Raw genomic sequence first — 16915 nt, forward strand, 5'->3', positions numbered from 1 at the left:
TTCCAGAGCAAGAAAGGTTATGAGGCAGATAAAACAGGCAAAAGATATACAGAAATCCATTGATAAGAATAAGAAACTGCCCAAGAGATTCAGGATCAATAATGCACTTGTTGATGTAACTTATTCTTTGCAGACAAAACTGGTGAATATGGATGAAAAGGAGTGTATCAAACTACTGGAGGAGAAGGTGATTACAGGCAGAGAAGGATTTTTCTGTCTGAAATCAAGCAGGAATTTGACACTAAAACAGGCTCTTTCTACATACAGAAAGAAGGATTCTATTGAGAAAATCATCAATTCGTTGAAGAATGAGATTGAGATCAAACCATTGCGAGTGTGGACGGATGCTAGCATTTATGGAGCTGTGATTATTGGATTCATTGCGCAATTGTTAATATCGCTGATGCGATATGAGTACGATGAATTGAAGGCTAAGTCTACAAAATTCATTAAAAATAGCTTATTGAATTTGACAGTTACCGTGGATTACATGAGAAATAAGGCAAAAAGATACATTTACGCTAACTTTGATGCTATAAATACACTGATTTTAAGGCAAAAAAGGATGAAATCGTAGAAATTAACGTGAATTATTTAAGACTGTCAAATGGGTTTTCCTGACAAAAAAGTGAAATTTTTAGGTTGGAAGAGGAGACGGTTTCTTCAGCAAGGAGTGGATACTGTCAAACTTGGGATGGAACATATAATAATGCGGATGTTACATTCTATATACCATGCAGTGAAGTGACATCAAAATTGGATGTTACACCTCTTGAAGCATGATTCTGAAGAGGTTAACTATCATGTGTAACCTCATTTAAAGGCACATTTCGTGCCTTTATCTTTTTGGAGAATAAACATGTACAAAATTATTGTCACACTTTCAATGTTGCTGATTCTTTTTACTAATATGGGGTCTGCAAATTTTGATGATATTGAATATGTAGATTATTATACAGATGAAAGGGCATTATCAGTTTATCTTGGATTAAAAAATGAGAAGATCTCAAGTTTCACAAATCCTGCTAGTAACATCTATGATCCAAATGTCATCAAAGTATACGGTGAGCTCCCAGAGATTGAAAATACTGGCCAGTTAGTTTCATATATCTATACTTTGAGAGATATAAGAGCTAATTCTTATGATAAAATTGGTCCCGATTTCTATCCTGAAGGAGATGTTGTGCTTTATGGATACAATACAGCAACCGGTTATTTTGCAATTGATCTTTACAGGAATGATAATAATACAACGTATTCTGATGAAGAAATAGAGAAGATATACAATATTGTAAAAGAAGAAGCAGACAAGAATGGGATAGAAAACATACCAGTTGTTTTTAGGCTTACAAACAATATTGATGTGGTTGGTTACTATGATGTGAATTTTGGATCCCTGGATGAGACTTTAGAAGATAATAAAGAAACTAACATCAGCGATTCTAAGGACACTGGAGAAGATCGATCCACTCCTGGATTTGGAGCATTTTTATGTCTAATGATGTTAGCGTTTGTATTCTATAAAGATCGTTTATTGTAATATTATAAATGAAATAACGAATCGCTGTTGATGCTGGGAGGTGAATCCCACGTTGGGAAGTGGAAATTCACATACTTCCAGGAGGAAGCAGCATATACTTGATTAAATAAAAACGGGCAGGTTCAAGCTTGTTGGAATCAGCCCGGTTTAAACTAAATAGTAAATTTGGGCTTTGTAGAAATCCTCAACCAGACAAAACATACAATCTTGACAGATCTGTCAAGATTGTGCAATACCACTTTTAATTTCACTTCTTTTACTTGGTTTCTATATTTCCTGGCTCTCAGATTTTCCCCATATTTTCTTTTCAATACAGAGAACATCGTTTCACTCAAATTTCGCAGCGAGTAAATTTTATCATCAAATTCTCGTAACATTTTCTTTCTATAATGTCCTTTTATACTCTTTCTTTCACGCTGTCTCAGTGGAACAATTGCTATTGATCCGAGTTTTTCTCTCGTCAATTCATGTATGCTTTCAGAATCATACGCTTTATCCATTACATAATATCTTGATTTCCTGTTGCGATGACATTGCTAAAGCAATGTCTTTGCATGTTTTGCATCATGAACAGGTTTACCTGATATTTTGTATCCAGTTATGACAAATTTCTGCACATCAACTGAAATACTGGTCTTGACATAATTTCGCCTCCACTTCTTGATTCTCCAGGAATAGTAGTTGTTACAATACCCACTTGTAAAACCAGTTGAATCGATACCAGTAACTTCAACTGACTCTCCATTCTTGTAAAATAAGTCTAATGTCTTTTTGAAAATACGATCAAGTATTACTGAATAGATTCGAGTAACAAATTTTTGAAGTGTAGTAAAATGAGGCACTTTGGTTAATCCAAGTTTAGTCTGGATAGAACTCATCAATTCAACAAGATCAACAAAATCCCTGTAATCTTCTCCTAAATATTCCTTTAACAAAACCAACGTCAATAGCTGGTGTTGTGTGTATGTTTGTTTGGAATATTTGCAGCTGTAGAGTGGCGGTGTGAATACCGTGTTACTTGCAATGCTATATCAATAAAATTTAAGTACTTGTTAGACAAACACAATCATCCCCTTGTGTTTCTAGTGCAAAAGTACACAGGGGACTTCTTCTTATTAAAATTATACCAGCTTAGCTGAATTTAGAGAAAAGGATTTCTACAGAGCCGAAATTATTACTACAATTAAATATAGATTCATATTTCATCCCGACTACTTAAACACAATTAAGCTGATTAGTAGCCTGGTTATTTTTAATTGTATATATAGAAGATTAAATGGAAGTCTTTTGGCAAACTCAAAATATACGTGTCTATATAGGGTATTTAGATATTGATTTAGTGTAATTTGAACATGCTATAGATGAAAGTCTCTTTAAACCATCATTATTTATATTTCAGGTTTCAACATTATTACAATGACTTTTTGTTTAGGTGTTATTTCAGGGGGAATCATTATCGTCGATATAAACATAAAAATAGGTGGAGAAGCCGGTCAGGGCATACAAACTATAGGATTGGTTCTTTCAAGAACATTTGTAAGGGATGGTTTCTATGTTTATGGAAATCAGTTCTATCTTTCCAGGGTGCGGGGCGGGCACAATTATTTCCACATAAGGGTGAGTGATCACCCTGTATATGCACTGGATGAAAAGATAGACGTATTGGTGGCTCTTGACGACCAGACAATTCCTGAACATATTGAAGAGGTCAAAGAAGGATTCGTGCTTGCCGATGAATCTATTGTCAGGGACAATGTAGATGAAAAGATTGTATCTGTTCCTTTCACAGAAATCGCAAAGGATGTAAGTGGTAAAAAATTATTTTCAAATACCGTTGCTGTAGGAGCTGTATTTGGACTGCTTTGCTATGATCTTTCAACACTTAAAAAGTTCCTTTCCGAGACTTTCAAAAGAAAAGGTGATGAGGTTGTAGAGAAAAACATAAAGGCAGCACAAGCAGGTTATGATTATGTAAAAAATGGTAAATTTGAGGGGATTTGTAACTATAATCTCAGCCCACAACCGACTAACAGGCGGATTTTGATAAATGGTAATGACAGTGTGGGAGTGGGTGCCCTTGCTGCAGGAGTGCAATTCCTTTCGGCATATCCCATGACCCCTTCAACTGGTGTCATGACCCGAGTAGCAGCACATGCAGACGATTTCAATGCTGTTGTGGAGCAGGCCGAGGATGAGATCGCTGCCATAAATATGGCTATCGGAGCATCCTTTGCAGGGGTGCGTGCCATGACTACTACTTCAGGTGGAGGTTTCTGCCTGATGACAGAAGGATTGGGTCTCTCCGGCATTACTGAGACACCGATTGTCATCTTTCTGGGCCAGCGTCCCGGGCCTGCTACCGGCCTTCCCACAATGACCGAACAGGGGGACCTTAATTTTGTGCTTCATGCGGCACAGGGGGAATTCCCCCGTTGTGTACTTGCCCCTCGTACGGCAAAAGACGCCTTCAACCAGACAAGACGGGCATTCGACATAGCTGACAAATACCAGATCCCGGTTCTGATATTGAGTGACCAGCATCTTGCAGATGGTCTCTTTACCTATGAGATGTTTGATACATCCGGCCTGAAGATTAACAGGCATCTTCTGGAAGACAGGGCTGTGGGAAGTGACTACCAGAGATATACAATTACCGAATCCGGTATATCACCGAGGGCTATTCCCGGCCAGAACGGTGCACTGGTGGTTGCAGACAGTGATGAACACAACGAATCAGGTCATATCGATCAGACTACTGGTAACCGCATTCGTATGAATGAAAAACGTCTGCGCAAGGTAGATGGACTTACGGATGAAATGCAGATGCCAGCTATTCATGGTATAGACGGAGCAGATATTTCCCTGATAGGCTGGGGATCTACCTATGGTCCCCTTGCAGAGGCAGTTGAGATCCTGAATCGTGATGAAGTATCCATAAATTTGATTCATTTTAGTGATATTTACCCGTTTTCTCATGATACTGTCAGTTTACTGGATGGGTTGAACACCACTATATGCGTGGAAAATAATGCAACAGGCCAGTTTGCACGCCTGCTGCGGGCCGAATTAGGATTTGAAGTTTCAAAGAAGATGTTAAGGTATGATGGCCTGCCCTTTACACCACAATCGGTAATCAGGGAGCTTAAAGGAATGGGGGTGATCTGAAATGGTAACAATGGACAACTATAAAGACGGTGAAACTGAATGGTGTCCCGGGTGTGGCAATTTCAACATACTTGAGGCTGTGAAACGCTCTCTTGTGGACCTTGGTAAAGAGCCCCGCGAAGTTTTGATGGTATCAGGAATCGGTCAGTCGGGTAAATTACCACACTACCTGAAATGCAATACATTCAACAGCCTTCATGGCAGGACCCTGCCTCCGGCTACTGGAGCAAAGGTTGCCAATCCTGAACTCACTGTGATTGCGGTAGGTGGTGACGGGGATTCCTATGGTGAGGGAGGAAACCACTTCATACATGCCATTCGCCGCAATCCCGATATTACTTTGATAGCACATGACAACCAGATATACGGTTTGACCAAAGGCCAGGCCTCCCCTACAAGTGAATTGGGCATGAAAACCAAGGTGCAGACGCATGGTGTTCTCCATACCCCTTTCAATCCTCTGGCAGTTGCTATATCTCTGGATTGTCCCTTCGTGGCACGAGGATTTGCCGGTGATGTCGATCATCTTTCATCATTGCTCTCACAGGCGATTTCTCACAAGGGATTTTCCCTTGTGGATGTTCTTCAGCCTTGTGTTACCTTCAATAAACTCAATACATACAAGTGGTATCATGACCGAGTTTACAAAATGGAAGATGATGGGCATGATCCTGCAAACAGGATTGCAGCTTTTGAGAAAGCTCTTGAATGGGGTGACCGGATTCCTACAGGTGTGTTCTATAAGAGAGATTCAGAGCCATTCGAGTCCAAACTGGAGGTACTAAAAAAGGGACCACTTACAGGAAAACAATACGATTTTGCAAAGCTGGACAGTGTGTTTGAGAATTTTTCCTGAGGTTAATCATGAATCCCAAAATCAACAGGCTTGCCCGGGAAAACAGTCCCTACCTGAGACAACATTCCACAAATCCTGTTGATTGGTATCCGTGGTCAGAAGAAGCTTTTGAGCAGGCGACAAGGAAAAACCTCCCGGTCTTCCTTTCCATTGGGTATTCAACATGTCACTGGTGTCATGTGCGCTACCGTGAGTTAGCCCGTACAACCCTGTCGGCGTTTGGTGGAATGCTGCAGCGTTCTCCACCGGCCTATAGCTACATGTTAACAGGCCTCATGCTTGAAGCAGAGGCTACCCTTGTGGTAATAGTTACAGATTCTGAAAAAATCGGGCTTAAGGAAATGATGGGTGTTGTAAGGAAAAATAATCTTCCCCAAACAATATTGTTATTGAAAAACCCCAAATCTGCCAGAGATCTGGCCAGGATTGCCCCTTATACGTTTGATATGGATGTAAAAGAAGGGAGAACTACAGCTTATGTCTGCAAAGGACAAAGCTGCGCTCCTCCGGTCAACGATCCCCGGGAATTAGAAAGCCTGTTGTTTTGATCATTTAAAAGTACAGGGCATCTTTTGGACAGGCTTCTACACATCGGCCACATTTTATGCAGTCGGGATTATTGCCTATATCCCTGACCGTCAGTTCCATGGGGCAAATTTTTTCGCATTTCTTGCAATCTATGCAAAGATCATGTGCCATTTTAAGCTGGTAGCGGTCTCCTCCGATTATTCTTTGTGCAGTTCCCATCGGGCATACCGTACACCAGGCCCTGGAATTGTAATATCCACCAAGCAGGATTGCTGCTACAGTTGTCACGATACACATGGATACCAATATCACTCCAATCTTTTCGAACATATTACGGGTGGCAAATACAATTGATACCCTGTATATCATCAATGACATAATCAGAATGAAAAGAGGCACTCTTACCCACAAACTTCTGAGAACACCGGGTATGTTCTTTTTCCTCGAGATTTTGTTCAGTACAAAATCATTGAAACTTCCACGTGGGCAGAGATTTCCACAGAACCAGCGTCCACGGAAGACGGCAGTGATCATCAGGGTTAGCATTACTACAGCCATGACATATCCCAGGTATGGATACCACAATCCTCCCAGAGTAACAATAAGTACAAGTACCCACAAATAACGTGTTATATTCAACATTTCACCATGCCTCCAGCTCTTTATCGACTTTGTTTACCCACTCATGTACAATTTGCATAATAATTTCCTTTATCTCATTTTTTTCCTTCAGTTTATAGATATAGGTGTATCCTCCACGATCCAGATTTGTTTGGGATTTGGTAAGGATTTCTTTTTCATGTAATTTTTTAACCGATCTCTGGACAGTTGAAAGGTCAAGCCCGGTATCATTTGCTACATCTTCGGTATTTACCCATTTTTCAGGCATATCAAAGAATAACCCGATGACCTTCATGTCGGCTCTTGTAAGTTTCAGGGCACATTTGATAACATCGTTTAAACGGAATTCTTTGCAGGCAAAGTCTATCATTCCAATACCTCTTTTAATTTACAGTACTGTCTATAATCCACAGCATATATAAACGCTTTTAACAACTGCTGTATGTTGCCAAAAATTAGCAGTACTCATGGTATTACGAGATATATTTATCAATAATGTATATTATGAAGTAGCAGGCGATTACCATGAGCGGTCGTGAATATATGCTAGGCAACGTTGCCATTGCCCGCGGTATTGTAGAAGGGGCTGTGGACGTTGTGTCCGGTTACCCAGGAACCCCTTCTTCTGAAATAGTGGATACTCTGGCTTCTATGAAAGAAAGGGACTTCTATATTGAATGGTCCGTAAATGAAAAGGTTGCAATGGAAGTGGCTGCCGGTGCCTCTATGGCAGGAGCCCGTTCCGTGGTTACCATGAAACACGTAGGTCTGAATGTAGCTGCTGATCCCCTGATGACTCTGGCATATATGGGTGTCAAGGGAGGCATGGTTATTATAGTGGCAGATGACCCTTCCTGCCATTCTTCCCAGAACGAGCAGGATACCCGCAGGTATTCTGTGTTCTCACAGGTTCCCTGTCTTGAACCATCAACCCCCCAGCAGGCCAAGGACATGATTCCTTATGCCTTTGAATTATCTGAAAAATATGAAATACCGGTAATCTTTCGCTCCACAACACGTATATCCCACGGGAAGTCAGATATCGAACTGGCTCCAGTCAGGCAGAAGACAGGTGAAATTAAATTTGAAAAGAATCCTGACCGCTGGGTAATGGTTCCTAAAAATGCGAGGGTACGACATCCTCACCTGCTCTCGATACAGCAGAACATTCGCGGCGAGCTTGAAGTTTCCGGCTGGAATGAACTTTCCATAGAAGCAGAAAGTACTGTTGGTATCATTGCTTGTGGAACAGCTGCAGTTTATGCAAAAGAAGCGCTTGAACGGCTTGGTATTACTGTTTCTTTCTTGAAGATAGGGACGTATCCAATTCCAGAAGACAGTGTTCGTCAACTTCTCGCGAATACAGAACAGGTAATTGTGATAGAGGAACTTGAACCTGTTATTGAGGACCAGTGCAAGGTAATTGCAAGAGATGTAGAGTTTGAAACTGAAATCTTTGGCAAAGCAGATGGCCTTCTTCCCCGTACAGGTGAATTCAATGTTGATATTTGCATGGAGGGAATTGCTAAAGCCTTTGGAATTGATTCATGTGAATGTAAACCTGCAAAGCAGGATATGGAACTGCCTGTAAGACCGCCTGCAATGTGTGCGGGTTGTTCCCACAGGGGTACTTTCCATGTAATGAAAAAAGTATTTGGTGAAGATGCGGTATTTCCCAGTGATATCGGCTGTTATACTCTGGGTATCCAGCATGGGACGGTGGATACCACTCTCTGCATGGGGGCCAGTATCAGTGTTGCTTCTGGAATCTATGATGCCGGTGAGAAAAAACCCATATGCTGTACTATTGGTGATTCTACCTTTTTCCACACCGGGATTAACAGTTTAATGAATGCTATCTACAATAAATCTGATATCACTGTACTGATACTCGATAACAGGACTACTGCGATGACCGGTCACCAACCTAATCCGGGTATGGGTAAGACAGCAACCCGTGAACCAACCGTGGAGGTTGCGTTTGATAAATTGTGCAGTGCAATGGGTGCTGAATTCGTGGAAGTGGTTGACCCCTACGACATGGCCGCCACAGAGGACGTACTTGAGAGAGCAAAAGCGTATGAAGGGGTCTCAGTTGTGATAGCCAAACGTGCCTGTGTTATTTCCGCAGCAAGGGAAGGTATACGATACACTCCGTTTATGGTTGATACAGATCTCTGTAAAGGTTGCCGGAAATGCTTGAAATTTGGCTGCCCTGCAATTGAATTTGATGAAAACTCCAAGAAGGCCATTATCAATTCGATGTGCAGCGGTTGTGGATTGTGTGCTGAAATATGCACTTTCAATGCTATTGTGGAGGTGAAAAAATGACTTCCGATTTATCAGATTTTGATCTTGTGATAGCCGGTGTGGGAGGTCAGGGTGCTGTCAAGGTTTCCGATATAATAGGCAAGGCAGCGGTTTCTGAAGGGATGGATGTCCGGGCAGCAGAGACCCATGGGATGGCTCAGCGTGGTGGTTCTGTTGTGAACTATGTAAGACTTGGTTGTGAGTTGGGATCTCTTATACCCTGCGGCAGTGCCCACGGTATGCTGGCACTGGAGCCCTTAGAGGCAATGCGCTACATTCATGATGTTGCAAAGGATGGAATAGTGGTGATGAATACCTCCCCGATTTATCCGATAACCGTTACATCGGGACAATGCACCTACCCTGACCTGCAGGAAATTGTTGCCAGACTTGAGAAGGATTACAGGGTTGTGGCCTTTGATGCTGTGGCCCTTGCCAGGCAGGCCGGGAATATGAAAACCCTGAATGTCGTGATGCTGGGGGCAATTTCCTCTTATCTTCCAATCCCCGGGGAAATCTTGGTGGAATGTACAAGGAATATGGTACCCCCCAAGACCATTGATACCAACCTGAAGGCATTCCGGCTGGGCAGGGAAACAACAAGACAGTAACAATATTACCATGTACAGTATACCGGTTTCATGCTTTGACCTTGACCACACTCTGGGATGTGGTCAGGTATTTCGCTGGACAAAAGAAGATGACTGGTGGCACGGTGTGGTACAGGGAGATTATGTACATGCCTTCTATGAACAGGAGGCGGAGACCCTTTACATTGATTCCCGTCTCCCTGTTGAGTTTTTTGTGAAATATTTCAGGCTGGATGATGACCTGCCCTGTATCTTTTCTTCAATCGATCATGATCCTTACGTACATGAAGCAATATCAAAATACAGGGGGTTGCGCCTGATTAGGCAGGATCCCTGGGAATGCCTTGTGTCTTATATGATAGCAACTGCTTCGAATATTCCTCGTATAATGAAATCCATAGAGAAACTGTCCCGGCTGCTGGGTAGGGAAATTGTAGATGGGATTTATGCCTTTCCTGAAATATCTGCCCTTGCAGCTTGTTGTGGTGAGGATCTTTGTGACTGCAGTCTGGGTTTCAGAGCACGCCGACTTATCAAAGCTGCCAGGATGATAGAATCAGGGGAATTAGACCTTTATGGGCTGTATGATATGGATTATTTTCAGGCCAAGCAGCAATTGATGAATATAGAAGGTATCGGGGAAAAGGTGGCTGATTGTATCCTCCTTTTCTCCTATGGGAAAATGGAAGCTTTTCCTGTAGATACCCATGTTGACAAGGTCATCAGAAATTATTATTCCGATATTTTTGAAGGACCTTATACCAAACCCAGAATGGCTGAGTGGGCACGATCCTATTTTGGACATTACTGTGGTTATGCCCAGCAGTATCTTTTCTATCAGCACAGGCGTGAAGGTAAACTGGGTAGTGGAATGGATTAAAGAAATTCATTGAGAAAAGCCCGGTAGTCGTTATCCTTTATTTGCAGGATATTTTTCCCGGACAGGATTTCATACTCGTCTTTAATGTTCTTTGCAACCTGTTTTCCCAGGGAACAGTTGTAAATTTCATTTTCAAGTAATGAAGAGGCTGTAGTATATTTGCGCGGTACTTCAGCTACATATTTCCCGTCTTCTATGTAGAATGCAAACACATCTGTTCTGTTGGTGTATTTCTCCCTGAACATTTCAGCATGTTGCTTAACCCATACTGGCGGACCCCTGTGTTTTTTGACCGTTGCAATCTGGGAATTTTCCAGTTCAATGATAAGTACGACATCCTTGCCTACCCATATACCACTTTTAATGAGTTGAAAGTCCTGTTTTTCAAGTAATGCTTCCACGGACTTTTGCATTTTGAAAAGCTGGGGATACAATATATCTTCTACAACTTCAGGAGTATGGAACTTCAATGCAATTATGGAGCTTGTTCTTTTATTCATTCTCTGGATTACTTGTTCATCGGACAGTGGAACAGGATTTTTTCGGACAAAAAAAGATTCATTTGGTTCTTTCAGATACTGGCGGCAGAGATCAACGAAGAGGCAAAATTTATCCAGGGATAGAGCAGCGGCTACGTTTCTTCCTGCATCTGTGGGGTCAATCACCTGAAGAGGCTCGCTATATTCTTTTGTGGGCTTCAGGAACTCTATTTTCTGATTCGGCTCCCACACTGCTGCGGCTTCAAGCACGTTTTTGAAAGAGCCATAATGGATTATGAGCAGTTCGGTGAGATAGCCCGAGAAACCCCGGGTTTTCAGTTCTGAGCCATATGTCCCTCCGGCTTTCATGAATTGTTTGAGTAAAAGCACGTCATCTTCAAGACCTTTGATCCTCTCTTTTATGAAGCGGTTGTGAAAAGGAGTCCTGTCAACAGCTGAGATAATTCTGGAGGCGTCGGTTACACGGTAGCAGGGAACGATATCTACATCAAATCCGGCATAGTTCATTTTGGTGTAGGGGTGTTCTGCATAACCTTCCTCCCAAAATCGGCTTTCTTTTGCGAGTTCGTGACCTATGAACAAACCATACTCTTCAAGTTTTTCCCGTGGAAGGGATGGGTCAAAACTTATGAATATATCAAGATCATGTGTTCCGGTGATCCATGTATTGCGAGCAGCTGAGCCTACCAGCTGGACCTTCACATCGGTAATACGTTCTTTTTTGGCTATCTGGATCGCTCTTCTCATCAGATAATCGGCAGTTTTTTCCAGTTTTTCTTTTTCTTTCAATGAAGGTTTGATACGTTCCAGTACCTTTTGTTCAAGAGGCAGCATGCAAATCCTTTTGAGTTCTGTGTTTTACAGTTATGTTATGTATGGCTTTTCAGCTGTTTTTTACTATATATCCTTTGAAGCTATATACTGTTTCTTTTATTGTTATTTTATAATATAAATGAACATAAAACTGTCTAACGATAAAAATTTATAGCTATCTATCTTCTCTTCTATGGATAACGGGAGTTTGACAGATGGAGAACAGGTGGTGCAGTTTAACTGTCGTTGTCTTTTTTGAGTCTATATTTGGAGGTAAATATGTTAAGTGAAAAGATGATCGATGCGCTGAACGAGCAAATAAACAGGGAAATGTACTCTGCTTATCTTTATATGGCAATGTCAGCTGCAAGTTCATATAAAGGACTTGACGGCTTTTCGAACTGGTTTATGGTGCAGTATCAGGAAGAAATGACTCATGCCATGCGTATATATGATTACTTGAATGGACAGGGGGCACAAATCCAGCTTAAGGCAATAGAGCAGCCACCAAAGGAATTTGGTACGCCTCTTGAGATGTTCAAGGCAACCCTTGAACACGAACAGTTCATCACAAGGTCCATCAATGAACTGGTCACTCTTGCAAATGAAGAGAAGGACTATGCAACAAACATATTCCTGCAGTGGTTTGTCACCGAACAGGTCGAAGAAGAGAGCAATGACAATGAAATAATCAGCAAACTCCAACTTGCAGGTGAAGATGGCAATGGCCTTTTTATGATTGACAAGGAACTCGGGGCAAGGGTTTTCACCCCACCGGCACAGGAAGAACAGTAATCAGTAAAAGGAGGATTTGATATGGATATTGAAGAATTAATTAAAGGAAAGGTATCGGAAGGCAAAGAGAAACATGTACCTGATATTTCAATCAGCAAGTCCCATGGTTCAGACGTGGAAGACCTTGTGACGGTCCATGTGGGAAAGGAAGTTGCCCATCCCAATACGGTTGAGCATCATATTGTATGGCTTGAGTTGTATGGTGTGAAAGAGAATGGGCAGGTAGTAGATCTTGGACGTGCGGAGTTTGGCCCCTCTTTTACCGAGCCTCTTGCAAGGTTTAAGTTAAATGTTGCCGATTTCAAGGCCGTGTTTGCTATGTCCTATTGTAATGTACACGGCCTGTGGCAGAACCTGATCGAACTCTAAGGTTAGGTGAAATTCATGGGCACAAATGCAGATAATGTAAAAGAAGTCAAGGGTTTCCTTCCAAGGTCCATAAGGTATGCCCAGGACATAAATGAAGACTTCTCTGAGGCCCTTGCATCCTTTTACACTGCTGTTTGGGAAGACAGGGAGGATGGTCTCTCCATGAAGGAGAAACATCTTCTTGTCTTTTCCATTGCCTGTTCCAATAATAACAGTGAAAGTGCAGTGAAAATTCTTGAAAGACTCAAGAAATTTGGGGCAACCCGTACTGAGATCACGGATTGTATGATGATCGCTGCCTGGACAGGTGGTATCCAGAATTTCACTGATTTCAGCAGGCAGGTATTAAAGCAGATGGATAAATTGGAATTCTAAAAGGCAATCGACTATGACTTTCAAAGATATATTGCTCGAGGAAAATGTCGGCGGATTTGACCTTTTCCTCAGAGCCCTGATTGGTTCAGTGGCAACGATTGCCCTGGCCATGGATCTGGTAGAAACCTCCCCCTGGAACTGGCTGGTTGCTCTGGTGGCTTTGGCTGGATTATTTACGGCAATGATAAGGCACTGTACGCCCTATCATTATCTGGGTATCAATACCGCAAAAAAATAATTATTCCAGCCCGATCTCTTCATCTGTAAGATAACAGGCCGGGTCATCTGCCCAGACATTGCCATAAACAGCTTCTGCACGGACACGGAAATTTCCGTTACAGATGTCCAGCCACTTGCACCGGCCACATCTTTTTGCATGTTCCTTCAATAGGGGTTTGCGATCTTTCAGGCCTGCAAGTAAATTGTCGCTGAGATCTGTCCATATCTCACTGAAAGGTCTTTCCCTGATATTCCCGATGTTGTAGTGGCGCCAGAACTGGTCCGGGTGCACTGTTCCATCCCAGGAAACACAACCAATTCCTACGCCGGTGGAATTTCCTCCGTTCATTTTCATAAGATCGAGGACCTCGGTTGCACGTTCGGGTTCTTCGTCCTTTAATTTCATGTAGAGGTAGGGGGCATCACAATGATTGTCCACGGTGAGTACCTCTGGTTTAATTCCCTTCTCATAAAGCTGTTTTGTACGATCCATGATCAGGTCTACGGTTTCCCGGCTTTCTTCATGTGTCAGGTCCTGTTTTATGAGGTCGCTGCCTCTGCCTGCATACACAAGATGATAGAAACAAATCCGCGGAATTCCTTCTTCTTCCAGCAGGTCGAATATTGCAGGGATTTCCCGGAAATTACTTTTATTGATTGTAAAACGCAGGCCAACCTTGATTCCTGCTTTCATGCAGTTGCGGACACCTTCAAGCGCCTTTTTGAAAGCCCCTTGTTGTCCGCGGAACCTGTCATTTGTCTCTTCCGTGCCGTCAATGGATATTCCAACATAGGACAGACCGATTTCCTTTAGTTTTTTTGCCATGTCCATATCTATTAGTGTGCCATTTGTGGAAATTACTGCTCTTAGGCCTTTTGAGACTGCATATTCGGCCAATTCAGGCAGGTCTTTCCTTACAAGAGGTTCTCCTCCGGAAAAAAGTATGACAGGGGTCTTGAATTCTGCCAGGTCATCAATGAGTCTTTTTCCTTCTTCTGTGGATAGTTCCCCCTCAAAATCCTTCTCATCTGCCTGGGCATAACAGTGAATGCATTTGAGGTTACATTTGCGGGTGATATTCCATACTACAACAGGTTTCTTGTCCTTTGAGAACTGGAGGAGGTGGGAAGGTAATCTGGAGGAATGCCGTCCATATCTCAGGGCATCCGATGGTTCGACAGTTTTGCAATAGAGCTTTGAAATACCGATCATTTCTAAACCTTCTTCAGTCAAAGTATTCGTCTTTAATGGTTTTTAGCATTTCATCGAAGGTGTACTTGCAGGGTTTTATAGTTGTTTCCACGCCATATTCCTTAATGGTATTTGCTGTGGGAGTACCAATTGCAGCCACGATAGACTTTTTCATTACTTCCTTTATGTCATCGGTTTTTCCCATCTCTTCTGCCAGGCTGAAAAAATTGCGTACCATCATGGAACTTGTGAAGGCAAAAATCGTAATATCCCCGGTTGCCGCCCTTTTGATAAGTTCTCTCTGCTTGTCTCCTTCGGGACGCATGAGTGTATATACCTGTGTTTCCAGAACTGATGCACCACACTTTTCGAGTCCTTCTATAAGCAGGATTGAGCCATAGGCACTGCGCGCGGTATCCACTATCTTTCCCTTAACATCAGGACAGAGATATTCGACCAGTCCTTCTGAGCTGTAGACACCTGGTATACCAAGAACTCCAATATCAAGCTCTTCCAGCCTCTTTTTTGTATTTGGGCCGATGGTTATTACTTTTGTCCTGTTAAGAGCATTGGCAAATTCATTCCTGTCATCTACCTTGTCCAGGGTATAGTCGATACCGTTGGCACTGGTAAATATCACATAGTCGCTTTTTCCAGAAAGGACATGCTCTGTGAATGTATCGAACATGTCATCTTTCATATCCGTCAGCTCGATCATTGGCGCCTCGAACACCTCATATCCCATGGATTGTGCCATCTCACGGGATTTTGCGAGGTAATTGCGAGGCCTCATTATTGCTATGGTATTATTTTTTTTATCCATATTATCCCCATAAGACCTTTTGCATACCCAGAATATCATGTACGGAAACCACATCACCCACAACTGTTATTGCAGGGGCCTTTACACCGGCCTTTTTTGCTTTTTCTGCTATGTTCTCAATATTTCCTGTGGTGATCCTCTGATCGGGTCGGGTTCCTTTTTCGATAATTGCTACCGGAGTTGATGGCTGTTTGCCGTATTTTTTCAGTGCGTTCATATTCTGCTCCAGCCTTTTTACTCCCATAAATATGACCAGGGTCCCCGGGAATTGTGCCAGGTTTTCCCAATCAAGACCGGTTTTTGTTTTGGTCGGGTCTTCATGGCCGGTAATAAATGTAACCATTGATGCATGGTCCCTGTGGGTTACAGGGATTCCGGCATAAGCAGGCACTGCAATCGCAGAGGTGATACCGGGTACAACCTCAAAATCGATTCCTGCCTGCACAAGTTTTTCAGCCTCTTCGCCGCCCCTGCCAAACATATAGGGGTCCCCTCCCTTTAATCGAACGACACTTTTTCCTTCTTCTGCCTTTTTCACTATCAGATCGTTGATTTCTGTCTGGGTTAGTTTATGATTGCCTGCATACTTTCCTGCATCAATTTTTTCTGCCGTTTCAGGCATGCTTTGCAGGATTGCTTCTCCTGGCAACTGGTCATAGACGATGACCTCTGCGTTGTCTATTAACTTTCTTGCTTTTATTGTGAGCAGTTCCGGATCTCCGGGGCCGGACCCAACAAGATATACTTTCCCGTATCCGCTATTCATGATATTAATCCTCTATTGACGTGTTTGAGGAACTAAGGATTTGATTGGTTAAAAAGGTTATATGTACCGGATAGAAGTTGGAGGAAGAAAAAGTGAAAAATATACTCATTGTTTATCGAGTATATATAATAAAATGTCCTTGTTGAGTTTTCCTTCTCTTTCTATCTTTCTGGCAATTTCTTCGTCTGACATTCCCTCAGATTTCAATTCCTTTATCCTTTCATTAACAGAAGGAGAGATGCTGTAATACTCATTTATGTCTTTCCTGTGACCCCACACATCTCCTTCTACAAGTCTGATTCCTTCCATCTCAAGGAACATCTCAATGGATTTTGATACAGTTTTCCTGTAAGAAGAAGGTATCTGGATCACTTCCACATTCTTACATCTTTTAACGAGATCAAATATGTCCTTGTTGGACGGACGGAAAGCCAGATGAATCACTCTTTCCCCTTCATCGAGTGTTTCAATTTCTTTCCTTTTGCTGACAACTCTGATTTTCATGATTCCACTCCTGATATTAAGCTCGATGTACAACTCAATAAATTATTATTAATTCTAACCTCTTAAATA

At 42.2% G+C, this 16915-nt stretch carries 18 protein-coding genes and 2 pseudogenes; 12 read left to right on the top strand and 8 right to left on the bottom strand.

What is annotated here, in order from left to right:
• Both CI957_RS09475 and CI957_RS09480 read left to right on the top strand, forming a co-directional pair.
• Positions 1-577, top strand: a pseudogene (locus CI957_RS09475) (IS1634 family transposase); the annotation flags it as partial.
• Between the two features lie 282 nt (positions 578-859).
• Entirely contained in the window at positions 860-1540 is a 681-nt protein-coding gene (locus CI957_RS09480; RefSeq protein ID WP_096712160.1) for a hypothetical protein, read from the top strand.
• 152 nt (positions 1541-1692) lie between these two features.
• Here CI957_RS09480 and CI957_RS09485 read toward each other — a convergent pair.
• Positions 1693-2600 (bottom strand): annotated as a pseudogene (locus tag CI957_RS09485) (IS5 family transposase).
• 356 nt (positions 2601-2956) lie between these two features.
• Here CI957_RS09485 and CI957_RS09490 point away from each other — a divergent pair.
• Genes CI957_RS09490 through CI957_RS11170 form a run of 3 tightly spaced genes read left to right on the top strand, consistent with a single transcriptional unit; the run spans position 2957 to position 6109 of the window.
• Positions 2957-4705, top strand: a complete 1749-nt coding sequence (locus tag CI957_RS09490; protein ID WP_105460697.1) for a 2-oxoacid:acceptor oxidoreductase subunit alpha — start codon at positions 2957-2959, stop codon at positions 4703-4705.
• A 1-nt stretch (position 4706) separates the two neighbouring features.
• The gene (locus CI957_RS09495; RefSeq protein WP_096712162.1) at positions 4707-5561 is read left to right on the top strand and encodes a 2-oxoacid:ferredoxin oxidoreductase subunit beta; all 855 of its coding nucleotides are present in this window, start codon (positions 4707-4709) and stop codon (positions 5559-5561) included.
• Between the two features lie 8 nt (positions 5562-5569).
• Positions 5570-6109, top strand: coding sequence for a DUF255 domain-containing protein (locus tag CI957_RS11170; RefSeq protein WP_206631067.1), 540 nt, complete (start codon positions 5570-5572; stop codon positions 6107-6109).
• A gap of 4 nt (positions 6110-6113) precedes the next feature.
• Here CI957_RS11170 and CI957_RS09505 read toward each other — a convergent pair whose 3' ends face one another.
• Positions 6114-6731 carry a 4Fe-4S binding protein gene (locus tag CI957_RS09505; RefSeq protein WP_096712163.1) on the bottom strand — a complete coding sequence of 206 codons (618 nt, stop codon included), beginning with the start codon at positions 6729-6731 and terminating at the stop codon, positions 6114-6116.
• Position 6732: 1 nt separating this feature from the next.
• Positions 6733-7080 (bottom strand): MarR family transcriptional regulator, encoded by a 348-nt coding sequence (locus tag CI957_RS09510; protein ID WP_096712164.1) that lies wholly within the window; start codon positions 7078-7080, stop codon positions 6733-6735.
• Positions 7081-7235: 155 nt separating this feature from the next.
• Between CI957_RS09510 and iorA the strand changes: the two genes are divergently transcribed.
• The 3 genes from iorA to CI957_RS09525 are packed head-to-tail and all read left to right on the top strand — an operon-like array spanning position 7236 to position 10490.
• Entirely contained in the window at positions 7236-9041 is a 1806-nt protein-coding gene (gene iorA / locus CI957_RS09515) for an indolepyruvate ferredoxin oxidoreductase subunit alpha (RefSeq protein WP_128754740.1), read from the top strand.
• Positions 9038-9631 carry an indolepyruvate oxidoreductase subunit beta gene (locus tag CI957_RS09520; protein WP_128754741.1) on the top strand — a complete coding sequence of 198 codons (594 nt, stop codon included), beginning with the start codon at positions 9038-9040 and terminating at the stop codon, positions 9629-9631. Before iorA ends, CI957_RS09520 begins: the two co-directional genes overlap by 4 nt.
• 10 nt (positions 9632-9641) lie before the next feature.
• On the top strand, positions 9642-10490 hold the full coding sequence (locus CI957_RS09525; protein ID WP_105460694.1) for a DNA-3-methyladenine glycosylase: 849 nt from the start codon (positions 9642-9644) through the stop codon (positions 10488-10490).
• Here the strand turns inward: CI957_RS09525 and cca are convergent.
• Positions 10487-11824 carry a CCA tRNA nucleotidyltransferase gene (cca, locus tag CI957_RS09530; RefSeq protein ID WP_105460693.1) on the bottom strand — a complete coding sequence of 446 codons (1338 nt, stop codon included), beginning with the start codon at positions 11822-11824 and terminating at the stop codon, positions 10487-10489. The genes CI957_RS09525 and cca overlap by 4 nt on opposite strands.
• A gap of 258 nt (positions 11825-12082) precedes the next feature.
• Between cca and CI957_RS09535 the strand changes: the two genes are divergently transcribed.
• From CI957_RS09535 to CI957_RS09550, 4 genes are read left to right on the top strand one after another with little or no spacing between them, the layout of a single operon-like run.
• Positions 12083-12598: a ferritin gene (locus CI957_RS09535; RefSeq protein WP_096712169.1), complete on the top strand. Its 516-nt coding sequence runs from the start codon at positions 12083-12085 to the stop codon at positions 12596-12598.
• Positions 12599-12619: 21 nt separating this feature from the next.
• A complete protein-coding gene (locus CI957_RS09540) occupies positions 12620-12967 on the top strand; it encodes a desulfoferrodoxin family protein (protein WP_105460692.1) in 348 nt (115 codons plus the stop codon).
• 15 nt (positions 12968-12982) lie between these two features.
• Positions 12983-13342: a carboxymuconolactone decarboxylase family protein gene (locus CI957_RS09545; RefSeq protein WP_105460691.1), complete on the top strand. Its 360-nt coding sequence runs from the start codon at positions 12983-12985 to the stop codon at positions 13340-13342.
• A gap of 13 nt (positions 13343-13355) precedes the next feature.
• A complete protein-coding gene (locus tag CI957_RS09550) occupies positions 13356-13580 on the top strand; it encodes a DUF2892 domain-containing protein (RefSeq protein WP_105460690.1) in 225 nt (74 codons plus the stop codon).
• Here CI957_RS09550 and ahbC read toward each other — a convergent pair whose 3' ends face one another.
• The 4 genes from ahbC to CI957_RS09570 all read right to left on the bottom strand — a co-directional run bounded on the left by ahbC (position 13581) and on the right by CI957_RS09570 (position 16846).
• Entirely contained in the window at positions 13581-14774 is a 1194-nt protein-coding gene (gene ahbC / locus CI957_RS09555) for a 12,18-didecarboxysiroheme deacetylase (protein WP_128754742.1), read from the bottom strand.
• A 13-nt stretch (positions 14775-14787) separates the two neighbouring features.
• Positions 14788-15576, bottom strand: a complete 789-nt coding sequence (locus CI957_RS09560) for a uroporphyrinogen-III synthase (protein ID WP_105460688.1) — start codon at positions 15574-15576, stop codon at positions 14788-14790.
• A 1-nt stretch (position 15577) separates the two neighbouring features.
• Positions 15578-16342, bottom strand: a complete 765-nt coding sequence (gene cobA / locus CI957_RS09565) for a uroporphyrinogen-III C-methyltransferase (protein WP_128754743.1) — start codon at positions 16340-16342, stop codon at positions 15578-15580.
• Between the two features lie 105 nt (positions 16343-16447).
• Positions 16448-16846, bottom strand: a complete 399-nt coding sequence (locus CI957_RS09570; RefSeq protein WP_128754744.1) for a DUF1699 family protein — start codon at positions 16844-16846, stop codon at positions 16448-16450.
• Positions 16847-16915 lie beyond the last annotated feature (69 nt).

Source organism: Methanohalophilus sp. WG1-DM, assembly GCF_004104135.1.
GTDB lineage: Archaea > Halobacteriota > Methanosarcinia > Methanosarcinales > Methanosarcinaceae > Methanohalophilus > Methanohalophilus euhalobius.

Bases quoted from the DNA above. Each gene is read 5' to 3' on its own strand.
- CI957_RS09480 (WP_096712160.1), top strand. From the start codon at position 860: ATGTACAAAATTATTGTCACACTTTCAATGTTGCTGATTCTTTTTACT.
- CI957_RS09490 (WP_105460697.1), top strand. From the start codon at position 2,957: ATGACTTTTTGTTTAGGTGTTATTTCAGGGGGAATCATTATCGTCGAT.
- CI957_RS09495 (WP_096712162.1), top strand. From the start codon at position 4,707: ATGGTAACAATGGACAACTATAAAGACGGTGAAACTGAATGGTGTCCC.
- CI957_RS11170 (WP_206631067.1), top strand. From the start codon at position 5,570: ATGAATCCCAAAATCAACAGGCTTGCCCGGGAAAACAGTCCCTACCTG.
- CI957_RS09505 (WP_096712163.1), bottom strand. From the start codon at position 6,731: ATGTTGAATATAACACGTTATTTGTGGGTACTTGTACTTATTGTTACT.
- CI957_RS09510 (WP_096712164.1), bottom strand. From the start codon at position 7,080: ATGATAGACTTTGCCTGCAAAGAATTCCGTTTAAACGATGTTATCAAA.
- iorA (WP_128754740.1), top strand. From the start codon at position 7,236: ATGAGCGGTCGTGAATATATGCTAGGCAACGTTGCCATTGCCCGCGGT.
- CI957_RS09520 (WP_128754741.1), top strand. From the start codon at position 9,038: ATGACTTCCGATTTATCAGATTTTGATCTTGTGATAGCCGGTGTGGGA.
- CI957_RS09525 (WP_105460694.1), top strand. From the start codon at position 9,642: ATGTACAGTATACCGGTTTCATGCTTTGACCTTGACCACACTCTGGGA.
- cca (WP_105460693.1), bottom strand. From the start codon at position 11,824: ATGCTGCCTCTTGAACAAAAGGTACTGGAACGTATCAAACCTTCATTG.
- CI957_RS09535 (WP_096712169.1), top strand. From the start codon at position 12,083: ATGTTAAGTGAAAAGATGATCGATGCGCTGAACGAGCAAATAAACAGG.
- CI957_RS09540 (WP_105460692.1), top strand. From the start codon at position 12,620: ATGGATATTGAAGAATTAATTAAAGGAAAGGTATCGGAAGGCAAAGAG.
- CI957_RS09545 (WP_105460691.1), top strand. From the start codon at position 12,983: ATGGGCACAAATGCAGATAATGTAAAAGAAGTCAAGGGTTTCCTTCCA.
- CI957_RS09550 (WP_105460690.1), top strand. From the start codon at position 13,356: ATGACTTTCAAAGATATATTGCTCGAGGAAAATGTCGGCGGATTTGAC.
- ahbC (WP_128754742.1), bottom strand. From the start codon at position 14,774: ATGATCGGTATTTCAAAGCTCTATTGCAAAACTGTCGAACCATCGGAT.
- CI957_RS09560 (WP_105460688.1), bottom strand. From the start codon at position 15,576: ATGGATAAAAAAAATAATACCATAGCAATAATGAGGCCTCGCAATTAC.
- cobA (WP_128754743.1), bottom strand. From the start codon at position 16,342: ATGAATAGCGGATACGGGAAAGTATATCTTGTTGGGTCCGGCCCCGGA.
- CI957_RS09570 (WP_128754744.1), bottom strand. From the start codon at position 16,846: ATGAAAATCAGAGTTGTCAGCAAAAGGAAAGAAATTGAAACACTCGAT.